This is a genomic window from Gammaproteobacteria bacterium (assembly GCA_015709635.1).
In the GTDB taxonomy this organism is placed as follows: Bacteria; Pseudomonadota; Gammaproteobacteria; order Burkholderiales; family Nitrosomonadaceae; genus Nitrosomonas.
Map to the genome: position 1 here is coordinate 3,149,510 of CP054180.1, position 16,517 is coordinate 3,166,026.

Consider the following 16,517-nt stretch of genomic DNA (forward strand, 5'->3'; position numbering starts at 1 on the left):
ACAAATTATTACTTGTACGCCGAGGCATACAATGGCCAGGAAAAAAGTGCGCGGTCTTTCCTGAGTGCACAGTGATTTCCCAGTCAGGCTGAGCACACCGGATTAATGTATGCCTTTATTTAAAACAAACTGCTTGCTTTTCATCCTGCTGGTCATTGCCACCTTGGTATCCTACCACCGCTTTGACCAGTATCAGCAAACCGGACCAGAACTGTTGACCGGACACTGGAAATTCCAGATAGCTGAAAACAGCCGGATTGATGTTACGGATGAGGGTTTAACTCTTTTTTCCAGCGATGCAAAAACCGGTGCCAGTGCGCATCAGGATCTTCCAATGGTAAAACCCGGCACTGTTTTATTGGTATCCGCCGATGTAAAGTGCGCTAACGTGAGGGCGGGCAAGCACCCCTGGAATACAGCGAGATTGCTATTGGCGCAAAATGATGGAAAAAAAGACCGCTGGGATCTGCCACACGCGACTATCACTCTGACAGGAAACCATGATTGGAAAAATTACCGCAAGGCTTTCACGATTGCATCGGACACTGAGAAAATCTGGTTGCTTGCACAACTCAGCCAAACTACTGGATCGCTGCAGATAAAAAATATCCATGTTTACCCGGTCTACGAGAATCCGGAGTATCTATGGGCGCGAGACATCATTTTGCTTGCATGGGGTGCTTATTTTCTGCTGTTTGCCGGTTCATTTCTTTTCATGAACAAGAAGAATTTTCTTATCCGCTTACTGCTGATTGCCATTTTGATCTCCATCATCGCCGGCATAACCTTGCCGGGTGACATGAAAATGCAAGTATCGAATGAAGTTAAAATTCAGCTGGATGCCGAAAGCGAATTATTCAAAACCGCCATCCCGTGGGATTTATCCAAGGTCTGGCATTTTTGCTTTTTCTTCCTGTTCGGTTTGATTTTATTGACCATGCTGGAAAAAGAATTAACTTTGCAAGGGATTGCCATGGTGCTGCTACTAGCCGGAAGCACTGAAATCGCGCAACTTTATATTGAGGGGCGAACCCCGCTAGTGAGCGATTTTTTTATTGATGTGGCGGGTGGGATTGCCGGGATGATATTGAGCAGGATTTTTATTTCAAAGCAGAATGGCACACCCGCAAAAAGCTCTATTGCTCAGCAGTAATTAAATCCTTAAAAAGTAATAGGCATCTCAAAACTTCACTTGCACACGGTACTTAAGCGTAGCTGACCCTTCCGCAGGTATATCCACTTTCCATATCGCTGTGTTGCTGGCAGGTTTATCGTGCGGATGACTTTCCTCGACGATTTTCCAATCACCCGGTATGGGTTCTTGCACCATAACCGTCGCCGTTTCCTTTTTGGCATTCTTGAGCGTGATTTCATAAGCGCTTTCAAAGCGGTTGGCGCCGCTGTTGCCGGTATTACCGGTGCTCAATTGTTTGAAATCGATTTGTTTTTTGTTCGCTGTCACGTCAAATGACTGCCCCAATTTCACGCGTACCGACTCATTCTTTGGCGTGTGATCGATCTGATCCTCACCGACAAATTGGGCGTTACCGGCTTTATCGCGTTTATAGGCACGTAAAATGCCCTTGGGTAGCGGTATGCCCAATCGGGCTGACTCACTATTATCAAATTGCATCCAAACATTCACTTTCAGTTTCTGTCCCAGGTCACCGTAGCTGGAAGCATAGTAGTAATCACCGCCCATCAGCACCAGCTCTTTACGGGCCGGCACGCCGGCAGCATTCAGCAGCGCAACTTGCTTGGTTTGATTTTCGGCGATGGTCGTTAACCTATCCAGAGTGTAGAGATGATAATCCATCAGCGATTCCTGACGCATCGGTTCGGCAACGGCAGCTGCAGCCATCTTGGCTCGCTGCGCTAGCGGTGCAGCAAATTCCTGTTGCACCCGGTGTATATCGCCTGCCACCAGTTGTAACTTTGCATTGGCGTAGCGCGTGCCGCTGGTATTCGTCAATGTTACCCAAGCGGACAAGTCCAGCTGATTTTCCGCATCATTCAACTCGGCGACATAATCCGCTTTCCAGGACAAGCCGCCGGTCAAATAACTCAATTCCAATTCTTCCGCCACCTGGCCTTTGTGATTTCCTTCGATTACCAGAGTAGGGCGGTCACGCAAATTGCCAGGTACATTCTCAAAGGTAATACGGCCAGGCAAACCAGTTTCGATGCGATCATCCATTTTGAGCACCACACCGTCACCAGCCGCCAGCACAACAGCACTCTCCCTGCTTTCCACACCGGTGGCAGGATTGATTTTAACAACCGACACCATTTGTCCGACATACTTATTCAGCAAACTTTGCGGCGTCAGCAAATCAAAATTAAAGTTTTGCTCCACGATTGCGATGCTGCCCGGATGCGCGATACTCCTCAACGAAGCGGTCTCCGGCCGCATAAGCCCGCTGACATCGCGCCATGCCAGATTGAAATCACCATTGATCAAGAAAAGGCTACGCACATCTTTTATCAGTGCTAAGTCATTGTTATAGATGGTGACCGCAACGGATTTCTGATCTTTCAATGTGCTCAGTTGTTCACTACCGGCAACCACAGTTGCCGCGTAACCGAACAATACGATGCAACTCACGGCTAACAACGTGCAGCGAGGATGACAGTGCGGTTTGTGCATAGAACTCACCTTTGAGACAAAGCTTCAAAACGAATTTACTTATCCGGTTTTGGCCGTTCAAACGACAATACCTTGGCAACCGGAGCCTTTTCCAACGAATTCAGTAATTCTTTAGGCTCTTGCAACGCTTTCAATAAGCCATTTTCTCCCAGCACATTGGCCCACATTTTCTGTGAAATCTGCACACAAGCAGCCATCGGGTTGGCGGCCTGGTTACGGATTTGGTCAACTTGCCATTGCAAGCCTGTCATGCGAGGCTTGAGATGAGACGGCGCTCGCGCAATCAAATCATTGATCATTTGTTGACGCATGGCTTCAAACCTTTCAGGTTCGCTCTGCGCAATCCTGCACCATTGGTCAAAATCAAAATCCGGTGTCTTTTCTTCTTCGTTCATGAAAGTATTCTAGCACTCCGCTGTCGGAACTTGCGAGTGATGAACTTGCTATCAACGCGAATAGCTGCAATCAAAATTGCGCTCACTCGCAATTTTAGTCAATTTCACCCTGACACTGAGAACTGAAAAATTTGGAATGTGGGGCCATTAAATTCAAGGAGCCTTGGTAATGAGCCAATTTCCAACAGTATTTATGTTCGTGAGAAAGCTAAGTTTACACGCTTGGTAAAATAAAAAAGCCGGAATCAGCATCGCGTCAATTCCGGCTTGTTGGTTGTTAATCCAACTTTCTCTGCTTTCTTACTTAAATTGATCCGCCAGACCGGACATCATTTTGACTTTCTCTGTCATTGCGCGGCTGGACGAGGATAATTTCTCAACCAGCTGACCATTTTGCTGCGTCACTTCATCGATTTGCGAAATAGCTTGATTAATCTGTTCGATTCCGTTTGCTTGTTCCTGAGAAGATTGAGAAATTTCGCCAACGATATCGGAGATTTTTTTGACACTCTCAGTGATCATTTTTAATGAATTTGCAGATTGACCCACCAACTCGGTACCGCTTTCCACTTTGGCGACACTATCGCTGATGAGTTCTTTGATCTGTTTTGCCGATTCGGCACTGCGACCGGCCAGACTGCGCACTTCATTGGCCACCACGGCAAAACCGCGTCCTTGTTCTCCAGCACGGGCAGCTTCGACCGCCGCATTCAGCGCCAGCAAATTGGTCTGAAATGCAATCTCATCGATGACATTGGTAATGTCCGCAATTTTCTTGCTACTTTCGTTAATTTGCGACATCGCTTGCATGGTGCTGGAAACCACTGATCCGCTTCTTTCCGCTTGCTTGCGTGCTTCCATAACCAAAACATTGGCTTGCTTGGCGTTATCGGCATTTTGCTGCACGGTCGAGGTGATCTCTTCCATGCTGGACGCTGTTTCCTCCAGACTGGAGGCCTGATTTTCCGTACGGCTTGACAGATCCACGCTGCCCGTTGCGATTTCAGCAGCTGCGTTTTCCAATACTTGAGATGATTCTTTGACACGATCAATCGCAGTGCGGAGTTTTGCCGTCTGGAATATTTGCGCATATTCCAATTGACCGATCTCATCGGTTCTTCCGGTATAAACATAGCGCGCTACCGGATCATTCGCAATTTTTTCTGATTTTGCCGCTAACTCACGAAGTGCGCCCAGCATTTGATGAATAACAGCGGAACTGATCAAACTGCCGATCGCAAACCCCGAAAGAGCAAAAAGTACTGAAATTTGCCCGGCCAGCGCCAAACCCGAAAAAAGCGCTGCGAAAACACCGCATACCGCTAACGCGATTTTGGTCGATACGCTGAGTGGGAATCGAGTTAATTTAACCTCATCCAGCTTTGAACGCCGTTTATCATCGGCGGATTTCTTTGACATAATCTTGCTATACAAAGCTTCCGCACGATCAACCCAGATTTTTTCAGGTTTCACCCGCACCGACTGGTAGCCCATAATTTTACCGTCTTCATATTGCGGACTGGCGAAGGCATCCACCCAATAATGATCACCATTTTTGTTACGGTTTTTTACCAAACCCATCCACGGATTACCCGCTTTCAGCGCTTCCCACAGCATTGCGTAGGCTTCTGGCGGAACATCGGGATGGCGGATGATATTGTGATTTTTATTCTCGAGCTCTTCCCAGGAAAAACCGCTCATCTTGATAAAATCTTCGTTGGCGGATGTGAGAATACCCTTCATATTGGTGGTCGAAATGATCACACAGTCATTATTCATACCCATATCACGCTGGGTAACCGGCTCATTAACTCTCATTGTGCTTACTCACTATAGTGATTGATAAGAAGTAGGAGTTTTCTTACGACAAAAATTTCTATAGCTTTAATTTTTTTGTGATATCACACAAAGACATAAAAAATCAATTTTAAGAATAAGGGGATAGAAAGGCTTCTTTATAACAAAGATTACATTAACTGCTTCTTCATCATTAATTCATTCAAGCAATTAATATTTTGATAAACATCATCAACAAATTGTGAGATTGAAGCAATAGCAGACGAGATTACTGAATGAGGAATTTTGCAGCCGTAATTTTCATTTCCTGACTGATTCAGCGCGATTCAATTTCTCTGACAGGAATGCGCCAGACGTATGCAGCCAGAATGCAACCGATCACAACCAACATGATCTTCTGCCACAGCTCGGGCACGATGAATATCGAACTGCCAAACGATAACGCCATCAAAAAATAGACCCAGCGCTTAACACGGCGCGGAATGCTGCGATAAAGCGCCCATTCGCGAATAATCGGTCCCGCAATGCGGTTTTCCAGCAATTTACAATGAAAATACTCGGAGCCACGGGCAAAACAAGCAGCCGCCAACAGCACAAAAGGCGTTGTCGGCAACACCGGTAAAACCGCCCCCAATACCGCCAAAAATAATGCCAGAAAACCGGCACCCAAATATAAGGCGCGCACCAGCGGTGAATCATGCAGGCATAACAAATCAACCGTTTGCTGATCCGCAATCTGCTGCTCATTCCGCCCCGTTTCACGATGTTCAGATGGATACATTGTCCGATACCGTCAGTAAACTTACCGCTAAGTATAAAAAATCAGTAATCAATTCGGCTGGTCAACGATAAAAAGAATTGATGTTACCAGTTATAATACCCAAACATTGATTGTTAAAATCAACCGGATTTAATTTTTTCTCGAGGAAACCATGCGTAATATGAAAACACTGTTTCATCTAAGTTTCATCCTCCTGGCATTCGTGATGTTGCCGGCGGCAGTCTTTGCTTATAAAGAAATGGCCACCGCCGATGGAGCAACGCTGCAGAAAATTGACACCAAAGTCGGTAGCGGCGAAGAAGCGGAGATTGGAAAAACCGTCAATGTGCATTACACCGGCTGGCTCTATGATGAAAACGCACCGGACAAAAAAGGCAGAAAATTTGACAGTTCCTATGATCGTAAAGAATATTTCTCTTTCATGCTCGGTGCAGGGCGTGTGATCAAAGGCTGGGATCAAGGTGTTCAAGGCATGAAAGTAGGCGGGCAACGCACACTGATTATTCCGCCATCAATGGCTTATGGCTCGCGCGGTGCTGGTAACATTATCCCGCCGGATGCAACTTTGATTTTCGATGTTGAGCTGATCAATCTGAAAGCGGGCGCCTATCATTAAAATATGCTGCTCATCCGGAGTTCCGGTAAATTTTGTAAATTGAGCTATCAGACCGGCTGCACAACCGCTTCTGAGCAGCTCAATTTGCTCTCCCGGTTAGAAATTTTGTCACCACCAGCGCGTCCCATCGTCTAAAATGTTTTGAACGCTTCGCTAACCCGCTGTAGAAATTGACAGGGCATCGATATGACTCCGACCTCACAGCAACGTTCTACTCGATATAAACGCCTGGGCATTGTGCTCGGTGTCATTACTGTTCTGCTGGTCGCTTTATTCGCGCTCAGCACATTTTGGCTGCCTGGGTACGCAAAATCCCAGCTCGAAATACACTTGTCGGAATTTTTACAGCGCCCGGTCACCGTGGCATCCGTCGAATTAAAACCCCGCACACTGGAGCTGACCGTGCAAGGGTTTCGCATTGGCGAAAAAACGGATACGGCGGAAGCCTCCGCCACGCTGTTTTCCTTTAACAAGCTGCACATCGGCGTCAGTTTTGAGTCGCTCAAGCAGCGTGCGCCTATCGTTACCACCGTTTCACTGACCGAACCGCACATGCGGTTGGTACGGAAGAGTAAAGATCAACTGAACGTTTCCGACATCCTGGAGCGGCTCCAGCAACCCTCCGATAAGGAAAGCACGCCGCAAGACCAGAATATTCCATTTTCCGTCAGCAATATCGCGATCCAGGGTGGTCATGTCGAATTTATCGATCAACACGAAAATACCGAGCATGTTATCAGCGAAATCAATCTCGGTATTCCCGTTGCCGCCAATATCAACAGCACGCAAGAAAACTGGATAGAACCGCACTTCAGTGCAAAAATCAACGATGCACCCTTTTCTGTCGATGGTAAATTGCGTCTTTTCGCTGCCGCTCAGCAAGCGGCACTGACCATCAAGTTTAATAACGCCGATCTAATGCGTTATAACCGCTATGTAACTCTGCCCGAAGGAATTCATCTGCTCTCCGGTTTTTACGACAGCGACCTGAATCTGAGCTTCACGCAAGAACCGGACAAAGCGCCGGAAATCACGGTCAGCGGCACCACGTCGCTGCGCCAGCTGGCGCTTAAGAATAGTGCGGTAGCCACACCGTATCAAACCAGCTTGAAAAAGCTGAATATCGTACTGGCCAATGTCGACCTGGACGGCAAAAAACCGGCACGCATCAAACTGCACATCGACCAAGCAGCGCTGACGCGCGCTGGCGAAAAAGAACCGGCCTTGTCATTCGCCAAATTGGCGATCCCCGATATCACCGTCAATACCGCGGCACAAAAGATCGCCCTGGGCGCAATCACGTTGGAAGGCTTAACCACGACCCTGCGCCGCGATGCGCAGGGTAATCTCGATCTTTCCCGGCTTTTTAGCTCAACTGACGCCTCAGCGCAACCGGCACAGCCCACGCAACGAGCAGCACATATCCCGATCCCGGCACGAAAACCGCCGTATCCCGCCAATCCAATCCAAACTGCCGGAAAAGAGGTGAAACCGCGCGAGGCTGCGCGTGCGGATAGCGACCAAGATCAACCCACGAATGCCGGTAAGCCTTGGACGCCGCAGCTTAAAAGCATTCAACTCAAAGCCGCCAAGTTGCGCTATGAAGACTTGTCGTTGGCCAAAGTCACCCCGATGATTATCGACTCTCTCAATTTGGCGCTGGAAGATATCGATCTGGACGGTATCGAACCGCTGCAATTGACATTGCAGGGACGAGTCAACCAACACGGCAACATCAAAGCCAGCGGCACGCTGGCGTGGGCACCGTTTTCAGCGGATTTGCTGCTGAACCTCACAGCGGTCGATCTGGTATCGCTGCAAGGCTGGTTGGGCGACAAGCTGACCGCGCTGCTCACCAGCGGCGACATTTCTTTCGCGGGAAACTTCAAAGCCAGTGGCGATCCGTTGAAAATTCAATTGAACGGTGAAGGAAAGCTGGCGAATTTCAATATTTTCGACAGCAAGAATGCCTATGATCTGCTGCATTGGAAAAAGCTGGAAATCGGCCGCCTCAACTTCACCAATGAGCCGCTGCTGGTGGATATCAGTGCGCTGTATTTAAGCGATTTTTTTGCGCGCATGACCATCCTGCCGGATGGCAGTCTCAATCTGAAACAAATTATTCAAACCGGAAAGCCGGCAGAACCGGTTACGGCGATTGCCACTGCGGAATCCAAAGCTCAGAACTCAGCCGGTGCAAAGAGCGAAACGCCGGTGCATATCGGCAAGATTTACTTGCAACAAGGCAACATCAATTTCAACGACCGTTTCATCAAACCGAATTACCGCGCCAATCTGACCGCGCTGGCAGGGCAAATTGGCCCACTCTATCCCGGCAAATCGGGAAAAATCGATGTTCGCGGCATGGTGGGTAAAACCGCGCCTTTGCATATTCACGGCACGATTGATCCGTTCAGCGCACAGTTGCTGATGGACCTCGTAGCACAGGTTAAAGATATCGATCTGCCGCCGTTCAGCCCTTATTCCGGAAAATATATCGGCTACGAAATTGAAAAGGGGAAACTGTCGGCCGATGTGAATTACCAGGTCGAAAATGGCGCGTTGACGGCGGACAACAAAATCTTTCTCGATCAATTCACCCTCGGCGAAAAAGTCGAAAGCGAGAATGCGGTATCGCTCCCGCTCGATCTCGCCATCACGCTGCTGAAAAACCGCCGCGGTGAAATCAATCTTCATCTGCCGCTCAAGGGATCGATCGACGACCCCGACTTCAATCTCGGCGACATCGTCTTTAATGCATTTATCAACATGATCTCCAAGGCGATCACATCGCCTTTCGCTTTGCTGGGCTCGGTATTTGAGGGCAGCGAAGAATTGTCCGAGATTTCCTTTGCACCCGGTTTTGCCGATATCGCAGCCGACTCAGCGCCGCGCTTAAAAGCCTTGGCCGATATTTTGGCCGACCGCCCGTCGCTGAAACTGGAAATTTCCGGCCATATCGATCCGGAGACGGATTACGAAGGATTGAAGCAAGCCATGCTGCAAAGCAAGGTAAAAGCGCAAAAAATCGCCGAAGATACCAAAAAAGGCATCGCCAGCGGCACGCTGGCCAATATCACGCTGACTCCGAAGGAATACAGCAAGTATCTTGAAATCGCGTACAAAAAAGAGTCTTTTGAAAAGCCCAAAAATGCCGTGGGACTAGCCAAAAGCCTTCCCGATACCGAGATGGAACAACTCATGCTGGCGCATGCGGTAATTACCGACAGTGACTTGCAAGCGCTGGCGGAAAACCGTGCGACCGCGGCACGCAATTGGCTGGTCGAAAACGGCGGAATTTCCAGCGAGCGCATTTTTGTCACCGGTTTCCATGAAAGCGAAGATGCTGATAAAAAGAAAGGCAGCAAAGCGGAGTTCCTGTTGAAATAGCAGTTACTCTTCGCTCCTGCTCAAAACACCGAATGTGATTGGCACACCTTAATACACGTAACATATCCCGACTCTACGAAAAATATGAAACTCTTGCTTGAAAAAAAATTGACCTGGCCACTTTTGATTATTGCCCTGGGCCTTCTAAGCCCGATACCGGCACATGCTACTGAAACACTCAATATCAGACCGGGGGAAACGCCCGACGCCTGCAATACGCGCAGCGCGCAAGTCAGGGTAACGGTGAATAATATGAAAGCCGGCGGTGTTTTGAACGTCGAGTTGTACGATGATCCGGATAATTTTCTTTTCAAAAAGGGACGTAAACGTAAGGTTCGCATTCCGGCGGCGGACGGGCAGCAAAAGGTTTGTATGAATCTTGAACAACCGGGCACATTTGCGGTAGCGGTCTATCACGACATCGATGCCGACCGTAAACTAAAGAAACGCTGGAACTTGCTGCCCGAGGAGCCTTTCGGCTTATCCAATAATCCCAAGCAACAAACCGGCTTTCCCAAATTCAGCGATTCCGCATTTACCACCGGCAAGCTGGGTGCCGATATCGTCATCAATCTGCAGCAGCCGCCCAAGCCATAACCGTGCAGACGCTGGTCAATCTGTCGATGGCGTTATGCGCCGTCTATCTGGTTTTCGTCCTGCTGGTGTATTTCGGTCAAGCGCGCCTGATTTATTTCCCGGAAAAGCAACTCAGCAACACACCGGACGCAATCGGCCTGAATTATTCCGCCGTCACCATCCCGGTCAGCGACGGTGAAACACTGCACGGCTGGTGGATGCCCGTGCCGGATGCCAAAGGCGCGGTGCTGTTTTTTCACGGCAATGCCGGCAATATTTCCCATCGCATCAATTATCTGACGATGTTTAAGCGGCTCGGTTACAGCACCTTGTTGTTCGATTACCGCGGCTACGGTCAAAGCAGCGGCACACCGTCGGAATCCGGCACCTACTTGGACGCGCAGGCCGCCTGGCGTTACCTGACCGGAACCCAAGGCATCGCCGCAGCACGGATCGTTTTGTTCGGCGAATCGCTGGGCGGAGCGGTAGCAAGCTGGTTGGCGGCGCGTGAGAAACCCGGCCTGCTGGTTTTGGCTTCCACTTTTACCTCCGTCCCCGAGCTGGCGGCGGAAATTTACCCGTTCCTGCCGGTGCGCTGGATCAGCCGGTTTGAGTACAACACACTGGAATCGCTGCAATCGGTGTCCTGTCCGGTTTTCATTGCGCACAGCCCGGAGGATGACATCGTGCCGTTCCGGCATGGTCAGCGGCTGTTTCAAGCCGCCCCGGAACCGAAACAATTTCTCCCGTTGGAAGGCGGTCACAATACCGGTTTCATTTTTATGCAACCGGTCTGGATAAAATCATTGGGCACATTCATGGACAAAAACCTGAATGCGCAGTAATTTAAACGGGGATGGTTAAAAAAACCGTCAATCCCTCCGGTTACCCCGTTCGTGGTGTTCTTTTCTACCATGATCTCCACGATCGTCCCGGTCATAGTTTCCACCATTGCCGCGCCCGGGACGATTGTTATGGTCGCGGCGTTCAACCCGGTCGTCGTCATGATGATGTCCAGCATCGTTGTAGCCGCCGGGATAACCGCCTTGACTATGATAATGCGGCACGTATACATTGTTATACCAGTCTTTTTCTACAAAATAGACCGGCTGATAGCAGGCGTTGTAACGATGGCAGTATTTGTCCCAGCGTTTGGCGTGACCCGGCGGCACATAGAGATAAATCGGCGGCGGCTGGACGACAGCGGCAGCGGGCGGTAGAGCCAGAATAGGATTCGGGTAAATCAACCGCGGCGTTGGATACTGATTACCCAAGGTGATCTGGCCATAAAAACCGGGCTGGCCGATGCTGATGGTAACCCCCACATCACTTGCCGGCGCGGATGCCGGAGCGATTAACAGTGCTGCTGCGAATAAGAAATAATGCATATCGATAACCTTCATGAATATCAAAACCGATAGCGATCATAAACGAGATGTCCGGCCTCCGTCTTCTTTTTTTCCCGGTTTGCTACATGAGACAACGAAATATACCGCTGCTATCCGCCCGCAAACATAGCCAATACACCGCAAGTAACGAACCCGACGGGCAACAGGAGTCGCACCCGATTGCTGACCGGGCGGACTTCGAGCCAGCAAGAAATCGCGATACCCGCACCGATGCTGAGACTCAGCGCCAACAACAAACCGGCCAATTGCGTGCTGGCTTGATGCGGCAAGAATTTGAAAAATGCCGCATTGACGATGAGCAATATTGGAAAATGAATCAGGAAAATCGAATAGGAAGCGCGCCCAAGATAGGTAAACCAGCCGGGAATGAGTTTGCTGTGCAAAAAGTCGAAATGCTGCGCCGCCCCCAGCACCAGCATAGCACCACCCGCTACGGCAATGCGGGAACGGAATTCGATCGTCAGCGCGGCAAGAATCAACACGATCAGCACGAAGAATCCAACCACCCTGTGCTCACTGGCCGCTACCCAGTAAATCAGAACACCCAGGCCGTAGCTGCCGAAAAAATACAGCGCGGTATTGTCCCAGTGACTATCCCGGTTAAAAAAGAACAGCGAAACGGTTGTTAAGCTGAAGATCAAAATCAGACCAGGCGTTTTCAAACCCGGATAGCGATCCTGTATGCAATTGGCAATCCACAGCATAAGGATCATCAGTGCGAATAACTGGAAATCAATGGCTACGTACCAAATGCCGGCCGACAAAACCTCCTGATTGAGCAGATTGTGCAGCAAAAAAATATGCGCAAGCAATTGAAACAAATTGGGCACACCCGGAATTGATTCATGCTGCATCCAGATTCTCGCTATGGCAGCGGAAACGACCGCCAAGGTTAACGCCGCAAGATAAGGTGTGATCAACCGCCAGTAGCGCCGCCGGATATGCGAAACCGGATTCGTGACCAGCGACAAACCCTGCGGTGCGTATTTTGCCGCGCAAAGAAATCCTGCACTGACAAAAAACAGCTGCACCGCAATTCTGCCGTATGCGCGCAACCAGTCGATCAATCCCGGAATCAACGGATAAGCGATTTCCGGCATGGGTCCGTAAATCGCCAGATGGTGCGCAACGATCAGCAGGCAGCAAAGCGCTTTCAAGGCATCGATCAGCGGTATTCTGGCGCGATGGTCGGTAGGCATATCCCGTGCATGAAACAGTACGAAAAGTAACAACAGTCCAATATAATGACGCAAGCGGCAGCCCGCTTGGCCGCGCAACCTGCTGCTTTATACCATGATTAATGGGAGTCTTAAAATTTCCGACACACATCAAAGCACGCTCGATTTAGCAAAAACCGTCGGAGACCGGTTATCGCAACGCGGCTGGATGCTGGTGACAGCGGAATCGTGCACCGGCGGCTGGGTCGGCCAGGCGGTCACGGCGGTTTCCGGCAGCTCGGGCTGGTACGAACGCGGCTATATTACTTACAGCAACACCGCCAAACGCGAAATGCTCGGCGTGCAGCAAGCCACCTTGGACCAGCATGGCGCTGTCTCGCCGCAAACCGCGCAAGAAATGGCCATCGGCGCACTCAACCGCAGCCATGCGCAAATCAGTGTATCGATTACCGGAATCGCCGGCCCCGATGGCGGCACAGCCACCAAACCGGTCGGCATGGTGTGCTTTGCCTGGGCGACGCAGGATGGTCTAGTGCGACAGGAAACGCATTATTTTACCGGCGACCGCGAATCCATCCGGCGCCAGGCGGTAGCTACAGCCCTGCAAGGCATACTGACCCTTTTGAACCATGCAGCCGCCGTAGCCTGAAATGACAAGCGATTGAAATCAGTGTTCGCCCGACTGCATGCTGGTCTGCGTAATGATGCGGTCGCAGTAAGCGATTGCGATGGCCGACAGCAAGAATGCCATGTGAATGCCGGTTTGCGCCAGCAGCGTTTTGACGTCGTACGCGCTGGCATTGATGAATGTTTTCAGCAGATGAATCGACGAAATCCCGATGATCGCCGTGGCCAATTTGACTTTCAACACCGACGCATTGACATGCGACAACCACTCCGGCTGATCCGGATGTCCTTCCAGATTCATGCGCGAGACGAAGGTTTCATACCCGCCGATAATGACCATGATCAGCAGATTCGAAATCATCACCACGTCGATCAAACCTAGCACCACCAGCATAATGGTGGTTTCCGTCAGCCGGTCCGGCCGGGTCGCACCTTCGATGGTGACGATGTCGAGAATATGATCGAGCGCGTCTTTATTGCCCATCACGGCACCGATCAAATCGGTCAGCTCAACCCAGAAATGAAACACATACACGCACTGCGCTAGCACCAATCCGATATACAATGGCAACTGCAACCAGCGGGTGAAAAAAAGAAAATGCGCGATGACGGGAATTCTCTGCAGTGGTGTTTTTCGAGGACTATCTTTCTGTTCCATATTTTCCTACAAAGTTAAAAAAATGCCGCAAGAATAACACAGCAACGATTAAAAAAATTCGGCTTTGTTATAAACATTCAGCACGAATTTGATGTTGCAAGCCATAAATTTCAATAGCCTGGGAACTGCAAAAAAGTTACCGGTTTTTACTCACTTAGATGTTGGAACAGATTATCTCGAGAAATGAGAAATTGGTGGTCAACATGGGGTGATTCTAGCGTGCCCTGATGTGACGCTGAAATTTTCATCCGGTGCAATATGCGTTGCACTCTTCATTGCTATACAACATGAACAAGCTTTTCTACCTTCAATTCGCCCAAGTTCCGTTCGGCAATCCACAAATCATATTGCATTTGCTGGTTGAGCCAGCTTTCCGGCGATGTATCGAATGCCTTTGCTAATCTCAATGCCATTTCAGGGCTGATACCAGATCGGCCATTCAATAGGGCCGATAAGGTTTTACGGCTGACCCCCAAGGCTTTCGCCGCATCGGTAACGGAAAGCCCGAGTGGCTCCAGACATAATTCTTTGATAACTTCCCCAGGATGGGGTGGATTGTGCATTTTCATAATTTTATTCAGTGATAATCTTCATAGTTAACCGCCGTTACGTCTTTTCCATCGAATTCAAACGTAATTCTCCAGTTTCCGCTGACACTGACTGACCAAGTTTCCTTCCTCTTTCCGGTCAATTTATGTAGCCGCAACCCCGGTAGATTCATATCCTGAGGGGAAGTAGCCGCATGCAATCGTGACAGAATCAATTGAATCCGACGCTCATGCGCGACCAGAATTCCCGATCTTATTCCTTTCAAAAAATAATGCTCTAATCCAGGATGACGAAAACTTTTGATCATCGCCTTAATGTAATCGATCAGGTTACATGTTACAACTGCATTGGAAGGTTAAAACTGATTTTTTAGCCCTGTAGGATGTGCCGACCGCAGGAGGCGCATCCTACATATCATTCAGCTCCCTCGATCTCACAGTCTCCATGACCTCCCCAATTCTCGGGATAAACACCTTGTTCAACATAACGATGAAAACTGGAATAAGGCCAATCACCGACGCTTTTTGCCCAGCCATATTTAACATGGATTCCAATGAATATAATCGACGTGCCGGTTAAAATCATTTTGGTCACGTAAAAGATGCTCCCAGAATCGGCGTTGCCATATTCCTCTTTCCCGGCGGGATTTACGGCTGGTAGAAATTCTTTCCCCTGTTGCCATGTGACGGGAAAAGTAACCTTTCAGCAAATTCCATCGGGTTGAAAAATCTGCATCGGTCTGCGGCAGCGTCCAGCTACAGTGTAAATGATCCGGCAAAATAACGATGGCATCCATGCGAAAAGGGTGGCGCTGTTTGGTGTATTCAAATGCGCTACGTAGTAAATCTATTTTTTCAATTAATAGCCGATTGGTCTTGCGCTCGGCAAGATTGACCGTAAAAAACCAGGAACCTCCGGGAACATAGACACGCCGGTATTCTGTCATTTCGTTTGCTTTCGTGTTTTCAAACGTTTTTTGATTGATGCGCCTCCTTGCAGTCGGCACATCCTACCTGGCTTTTTACATGGTTTAGTCGAACAACTTTTTAACTCGATCATTCTTTTCTTCTATATCTTGCAACAAACCTAACATGTCATCCTTTTCTATAACAGAATCTGTTATTGTCACCAACAATTCATTTTTATCGTCGATTATCATTATCTCTGGTATGTATCTTTGGTAAGCAAAGTCGTGAACAGGATCATCTGTTTTTTTCTCCAAGAAAACAACCTCGTAAGTATCATTGCCTTTTTTTAGCTCACCAGAATATTGTCGAAAAACCATGTCAGGGTTAAATATCAGATCTGCATGCGCAGACTTTTTTACTTGTTTCCACTCAATTTCATTTTTTTCAGTTTTCTTAGCGATCTCGGCAAATAGTTTTTCGTATTTATTCATAAGTCCTCCGAGAGTGAAATATAGTCATCAACACCCTCCTTAATATTCTCCAAATTTTCTTGATCAATTGCTGAATTAACATACCTAATCATCTTGCATTTTGCACTCCAGAAGAATGGAATATAACCATTTGGTAAGTTTCGTTTTAACGATTCAAGCTTGCTCTTAGATGCTTTTGATAAAGGAATTGCGTCATTAGGAATGGTATTAATATCGTGGATTAATTGACGGAATCTTGCTTTTCTCTTAGATGCTATTACATTGGCTCTTACTGAGCCTATCAGATACAAAGATATTAGACTTAGCACCAATGATATTATAGAAGCCCAGCTAGCCAAGGCTTGAAATTCGGTTTCGCTAATAATAAATTCCTCCATAATTTCCATTAAGAAAATATCTTTTCGTTTTGCAAAGTCACACGAAAAATGAATCGGAGCTTACCGTGTAACTAAAATAAGACTTTCAAAATAACACAAAATATTACGTCAAAAACAA

At 48.5% G+C, this 16,517-nt stretch carries 17 protein-coding genes and 1 pseudogene; 6 read left to right on the plus strand and 12 right to left on the minus strand.

The genetic code is table 11. The annotated features are described in order from the left end of the window. The first annotated feature begins 109 nt into the window (after positions 1-109). On the plus strand, positions 110-1,153 hold the full coding sequence (locus HRU78_14985) for a VanZ family protein (GenBank protein ID QOJ24785.1): 1,044 nt from the start codon (positions 110-112) through the stop codon (positions 1,151-1,153). 27 nt (positions 1,154-1,180) lie between these two features. On the opposite strand, the gene HRU78_14990 is transcribed toward HRU78_14985, so the two are convergent. The 4 genes from HRU78_14990 to HRU78_15005 form a co-directional block, all read right to left on the minus strand. Continuing rightward, entirely contained in the window at positions 1,181-2,647 is a 1,467-nt protein-coding gene (locus tag HRU78_14990; GenBank protein ID QOJ24786.1) for a DUF4139 domain-containing protein, read from the minus strand. A 35-nt stretch (positions 2,648-2,682) separates the two neighbouring features. Then, the gene (locus HRU78_14995) at positions 2,683-3,042 is read right to left on the minus strand and encodes a DUF3135 domain-containing protein (GenBank protein QOJ24787.1); all 360 of its coding nucleotides are present in this window, start codon (positions 3,040-3,042) and stop codon (positions 2,683-2,685) included. 300 nt (positions 3,043-3,342) lie between these two features. Continuing rightward, entirely contained in the window at positions 3,343-4,860 is a 1,518-nt protein-coding gene (locus tag HRU78_15000) for a PAS domain-containing protein (GenBank protein QOJ24788.1), read from the minus strand. A gap of 295 nt (positions 4,861-5,155) precedes the next feature. Then, the gene (locus HRU78_15005; protein QOJ24789.1) at positions 5,156-5,620 is read right to left on the minus strand and encodes a YbaN family protein; all 465 of its coding nucleotides are present in this window, start codon (positions 5,618-5,620) and stop codon (positions 5,156-5,158) included. 151 nt (positions 5,621-5,771) lie between these two features. Here HRU78_15005 and HRU78_15010 point away from each other — a divergent pair, with 151 nt between their 5' ends. The 4 genes from HRU78_15010 (at position 5,772) to HRU78_15025 (ending at position 11,047) form a co-directional block, all read left to right on the plus strand. Next, positions 5,772-6,236, plus strand: a complete 465-nt coding sequence (locus HRU78_15010) for an FKBP-type peptidyl-prolyl cis-trans isomerase (GenBank protein ID QOJ24790.1) — start codon at positions 5,772-5,774, stop codon at positions 6,234-6,236. Between the two features lie 186 nt (positions 6,237-6,422). After that, the gene (locus HRU78_15015; protein QOJ24791.1) at positions 6,423-9,626 is read left to right on the plus strand and encodes a DUF748 domain-containing protein; all 3,204 of its coding nucleotides are present in this window, start codon (positions 6,423-6,425) and stop codon (positions 9,624-9,626) included. Positions 9,627-9,710: 84 nt separating this feature from the next. Beyond that, the gene (locus HRU78_15020; protein QOJ24792.1) at positions 9,711-10,223 is read left to right on the plus strand and encodes a DUF2141 domain-containing protein; all 513 of its coding nucleotides are present in this window, start codon (positions 9,711-9,713) and stop codon (positions 10,221-10,223) included. A 2-nt stretch (positions 10,224-10,225) separates the two neighbouring features. Then, positions 10,226-11,047: an alpha/beta hydrolase gene (locus HRU78_15025; protein ID QOJ24793.1), complete on the plus strand. Its 822-nt coding sequence runs from the start codon at positions 10,226-10,228 to the stop codon at positions 11,045-11,047. Between the two features lie 27 nt (positions 11,048-11,074). On the opposite strand, the gene HRU78_15030 is transcribed toward HRU78_15025, so the two are convergent. Both HRU78_15030 and HRU78_15035 read right to left on the minus strand, forming a co-directional pair. Continuing rightward, positions 11,075-11,590 carry a hypothetical protein gene (locus HRU78_15030; GenBank protein ID QOJ25093.1) on the minus strand — a complete coding sequence of 172 codons (516 nt, stop codon included), beginning with the start codon at positions 11,588-11,590 and terminating at the stop codon, positions 11,075-11,077. Positions 11,591-11,700: 110 nt separating this feature from the next. Further along, the gene (locus tag HRU78_15035) at positions 11,701-12,810 is read right to left on the minus strand and encodes an acyltransferase (GenBank protein ID QOJ24794.1); all 1,110 of its coding nucleotides are present in this window, start codon (positions 12,808-12,810) and stop codon (positions 11,701-11,703) included. A gap of 94 nt (positions 12,811-12,904) precedes the next feature. On the opposite strand from HRU78_15035, the gene HRU78_15040 reads away from it, so the two are divergent. Then, positions 12,905-13,438, plus strand: a complete 534-nt coding sequence (locus tag HRU78_15040; GenBank protein QOJ24795.1) for a CinA family protein — start codon at positions 12,905-12,907, stop codon at positions 13,436-13,438. 18 nt (positions 13,439-13,456) lie between these two features. Here the strand turns inward: HRU78_15040 and HRU78_15045 are convergent, their stop codons facing one another. The 6 genes and pseudogenes from HRU78_15045 to HRU78_15070 form a co-directional block, all read right to left on the minus strand. Next, positions 13,457-14,074 (minus strand): YqhA family protein, encoded by a 618-nt coding sequence (locus tag HRU78_15045; GenBank protein QOJ24796.1) that lies wholly within the window; start codon positions 14,072-14,074, stop codon positions 13,457-13,459. Positions 14,075-14,352: 278 nt separating this feature from the next. Then, positions 14,353-14,643: a HigA family addiction module antidote protein gene (locus HRU78_15050; protein QOJ24797.1), complete on the minus strand. Its 291-nt coding sequence runs from the start codon at positions 14,641-14,643 to the stop codon at positions 14,353-14,355. A gap of 8 nt (positions 14,644-14,651) precedes the next feature. Next, a complete protein-coding gene (locus HRU78_15055) occupies positions 14,652-14,930 on the minus strand; it encodes a type II toxin-antitoxin system RelE/ParE family toxin (protein QOJ24798.1) in 279 nt (92 codons plus the stop codon). 107 nt (positions 14,931-15,037) lie between these two features. Then, positions 15,038-15,569 (minus strand): annotated as a pseudogene (locus HRU78_15060) (transposase). Between the two features lie 84 nt (positions 15,570-15,653). After that, positions 15,654-16,022, minus strand: coding sequence for a hypothetical protein (locus HRU78_15065; GenBank protein QOJ24799.1), 369 nt, complete (start codon positions 16,020-16,022; stop codon positions 15,654-15,656). Beyond that, a complete protein-coding gene (locus tag HRU78_15070) occupies positions 16,019-16,408 on the minus strand; it encodes a hypothetical protein (GenBank protein QOJ24800.1) in 390 nt (129 codons plus the stop codon). Before HRU78_15070 ends, HRU78_15065 begins: the two co-directional genes overlap by 4 nt. Between the last annotated feature and the right edge of the window lie 109 nt (positions 16,409-16,517).

Excerpts from the sequence above, each read along its gene's own strand:
- HRU78_14990 (QOJ24786.1), bottom strand. The coding sequence starts at position 2,647 with ATGCACAAACCGCACTGTCATCCTCGCTGCACGTTGTTAGCCGTGAGT.
- HRU78_14985 (QOJ24785.1), top strand. The coding sequence starts at position 110 with ATGCCTTTATTTAAAACAAACTGCTTGCTTTTCATCCTGCTGGTCATT.
- HRU78_15070 (QOJ24800.1), bottom strand. The coding sequence starts at position 16,408 with ATGGAAATTATGGAGGAATTTATTATTAGCGAAACCGAATTTCAAGCC.
- HRU78_15035 (QOJ24794.1), bottom strand. The coding sequence starts at position 12,810 with ATGCCTACCGACCATCGCGCCAGAATACCGCTGATCGATGCCTTGAAA.
- HRU78_15055 (QOJ24798.1), bottom strand. The coding sequence starts at position 14,930 with ATGATCAAAAGTTTTCGTCATCCTGGATTAGAGCATTATTTTTTGAAA.
- HRU78_15000 (QOJ24788.1), bottom strand. The coding sequence starts at position 4,860 with ATGAGAGTTAATGAGCCGGTTACCCAGCGTGATATGGGTATGAATAAT.
- HRU78_15065 (QOJ24799.1), bottom strand. The coding sequence starts at position 16,022 with ATGAATAAATACGAAAAACTATTTGCCGAGATCGCTAAGAAAACTGAA.
- HRU78_15010 (QOJ24790.1), top strand. The coding sequence starts at position 5,772 with ATGCGTAATATGAAAACACTGTTTCATCTAAGTTTCATCCTCCTGGCA.
- HRU78_14995 (QOJ24787.1), bottom strand. The coding sequence starts at position 3,042 with ATGAACGAAGAAGAAAAGACACCGGATTTTGATTTTGACCAATGGTGC.
- HRU78_15030 (QOJ25093.1), bottom strand. The coding sequence starts at position 11,590 with ATGCATTATTTCTTATTCGCAGCAGCACTGTTAATCGCTCCGGCATCC.
- HRU78_15005 (QOJ24789.1), bottom strand. The coding sequence starts at position 5,620 with ATGTATCCATCTGAACATCGTGAAACGGGGCGGAATGAGCAGCAGATT.
- HRU78_15040 (QOJ24795.1), top strand. The coding sequence starts at position 12,905 with ATGATTAATGGGAGTCTTAAAATTTCCGACACACATCAAAGCACGCTC.
- HRU78_15045 (QOJ24796.1), bottom strand. The coding sequence starts at position 14,074 with ATGGAACAGAAAGATAGTCCTCGAAAAACACCACTGCAGAGAATTCCC.
- HRU78_15020 (QOJ24792.1), top strand. The coding sequence starts at position 9,711 with ATGAAACTCTTGCTTGAAAAAAAATTGACCTGGCCACTTTTGATTATT.
- HRU78_15015 (QOJ24791.1), top strand. The coding sequence starts at position 6,423 with ATGACTCCGACCTCACAGCAACGTTCTACTCGATATAAACGCCTGGGC.
- HRU78_15050 (QOJ24797.1), bottom strand. The coding sequence starts at position 14,643 with ATGAAAATGCACAATCCACCCCATCCTGGGGAAGTTATCAAAGAATTA.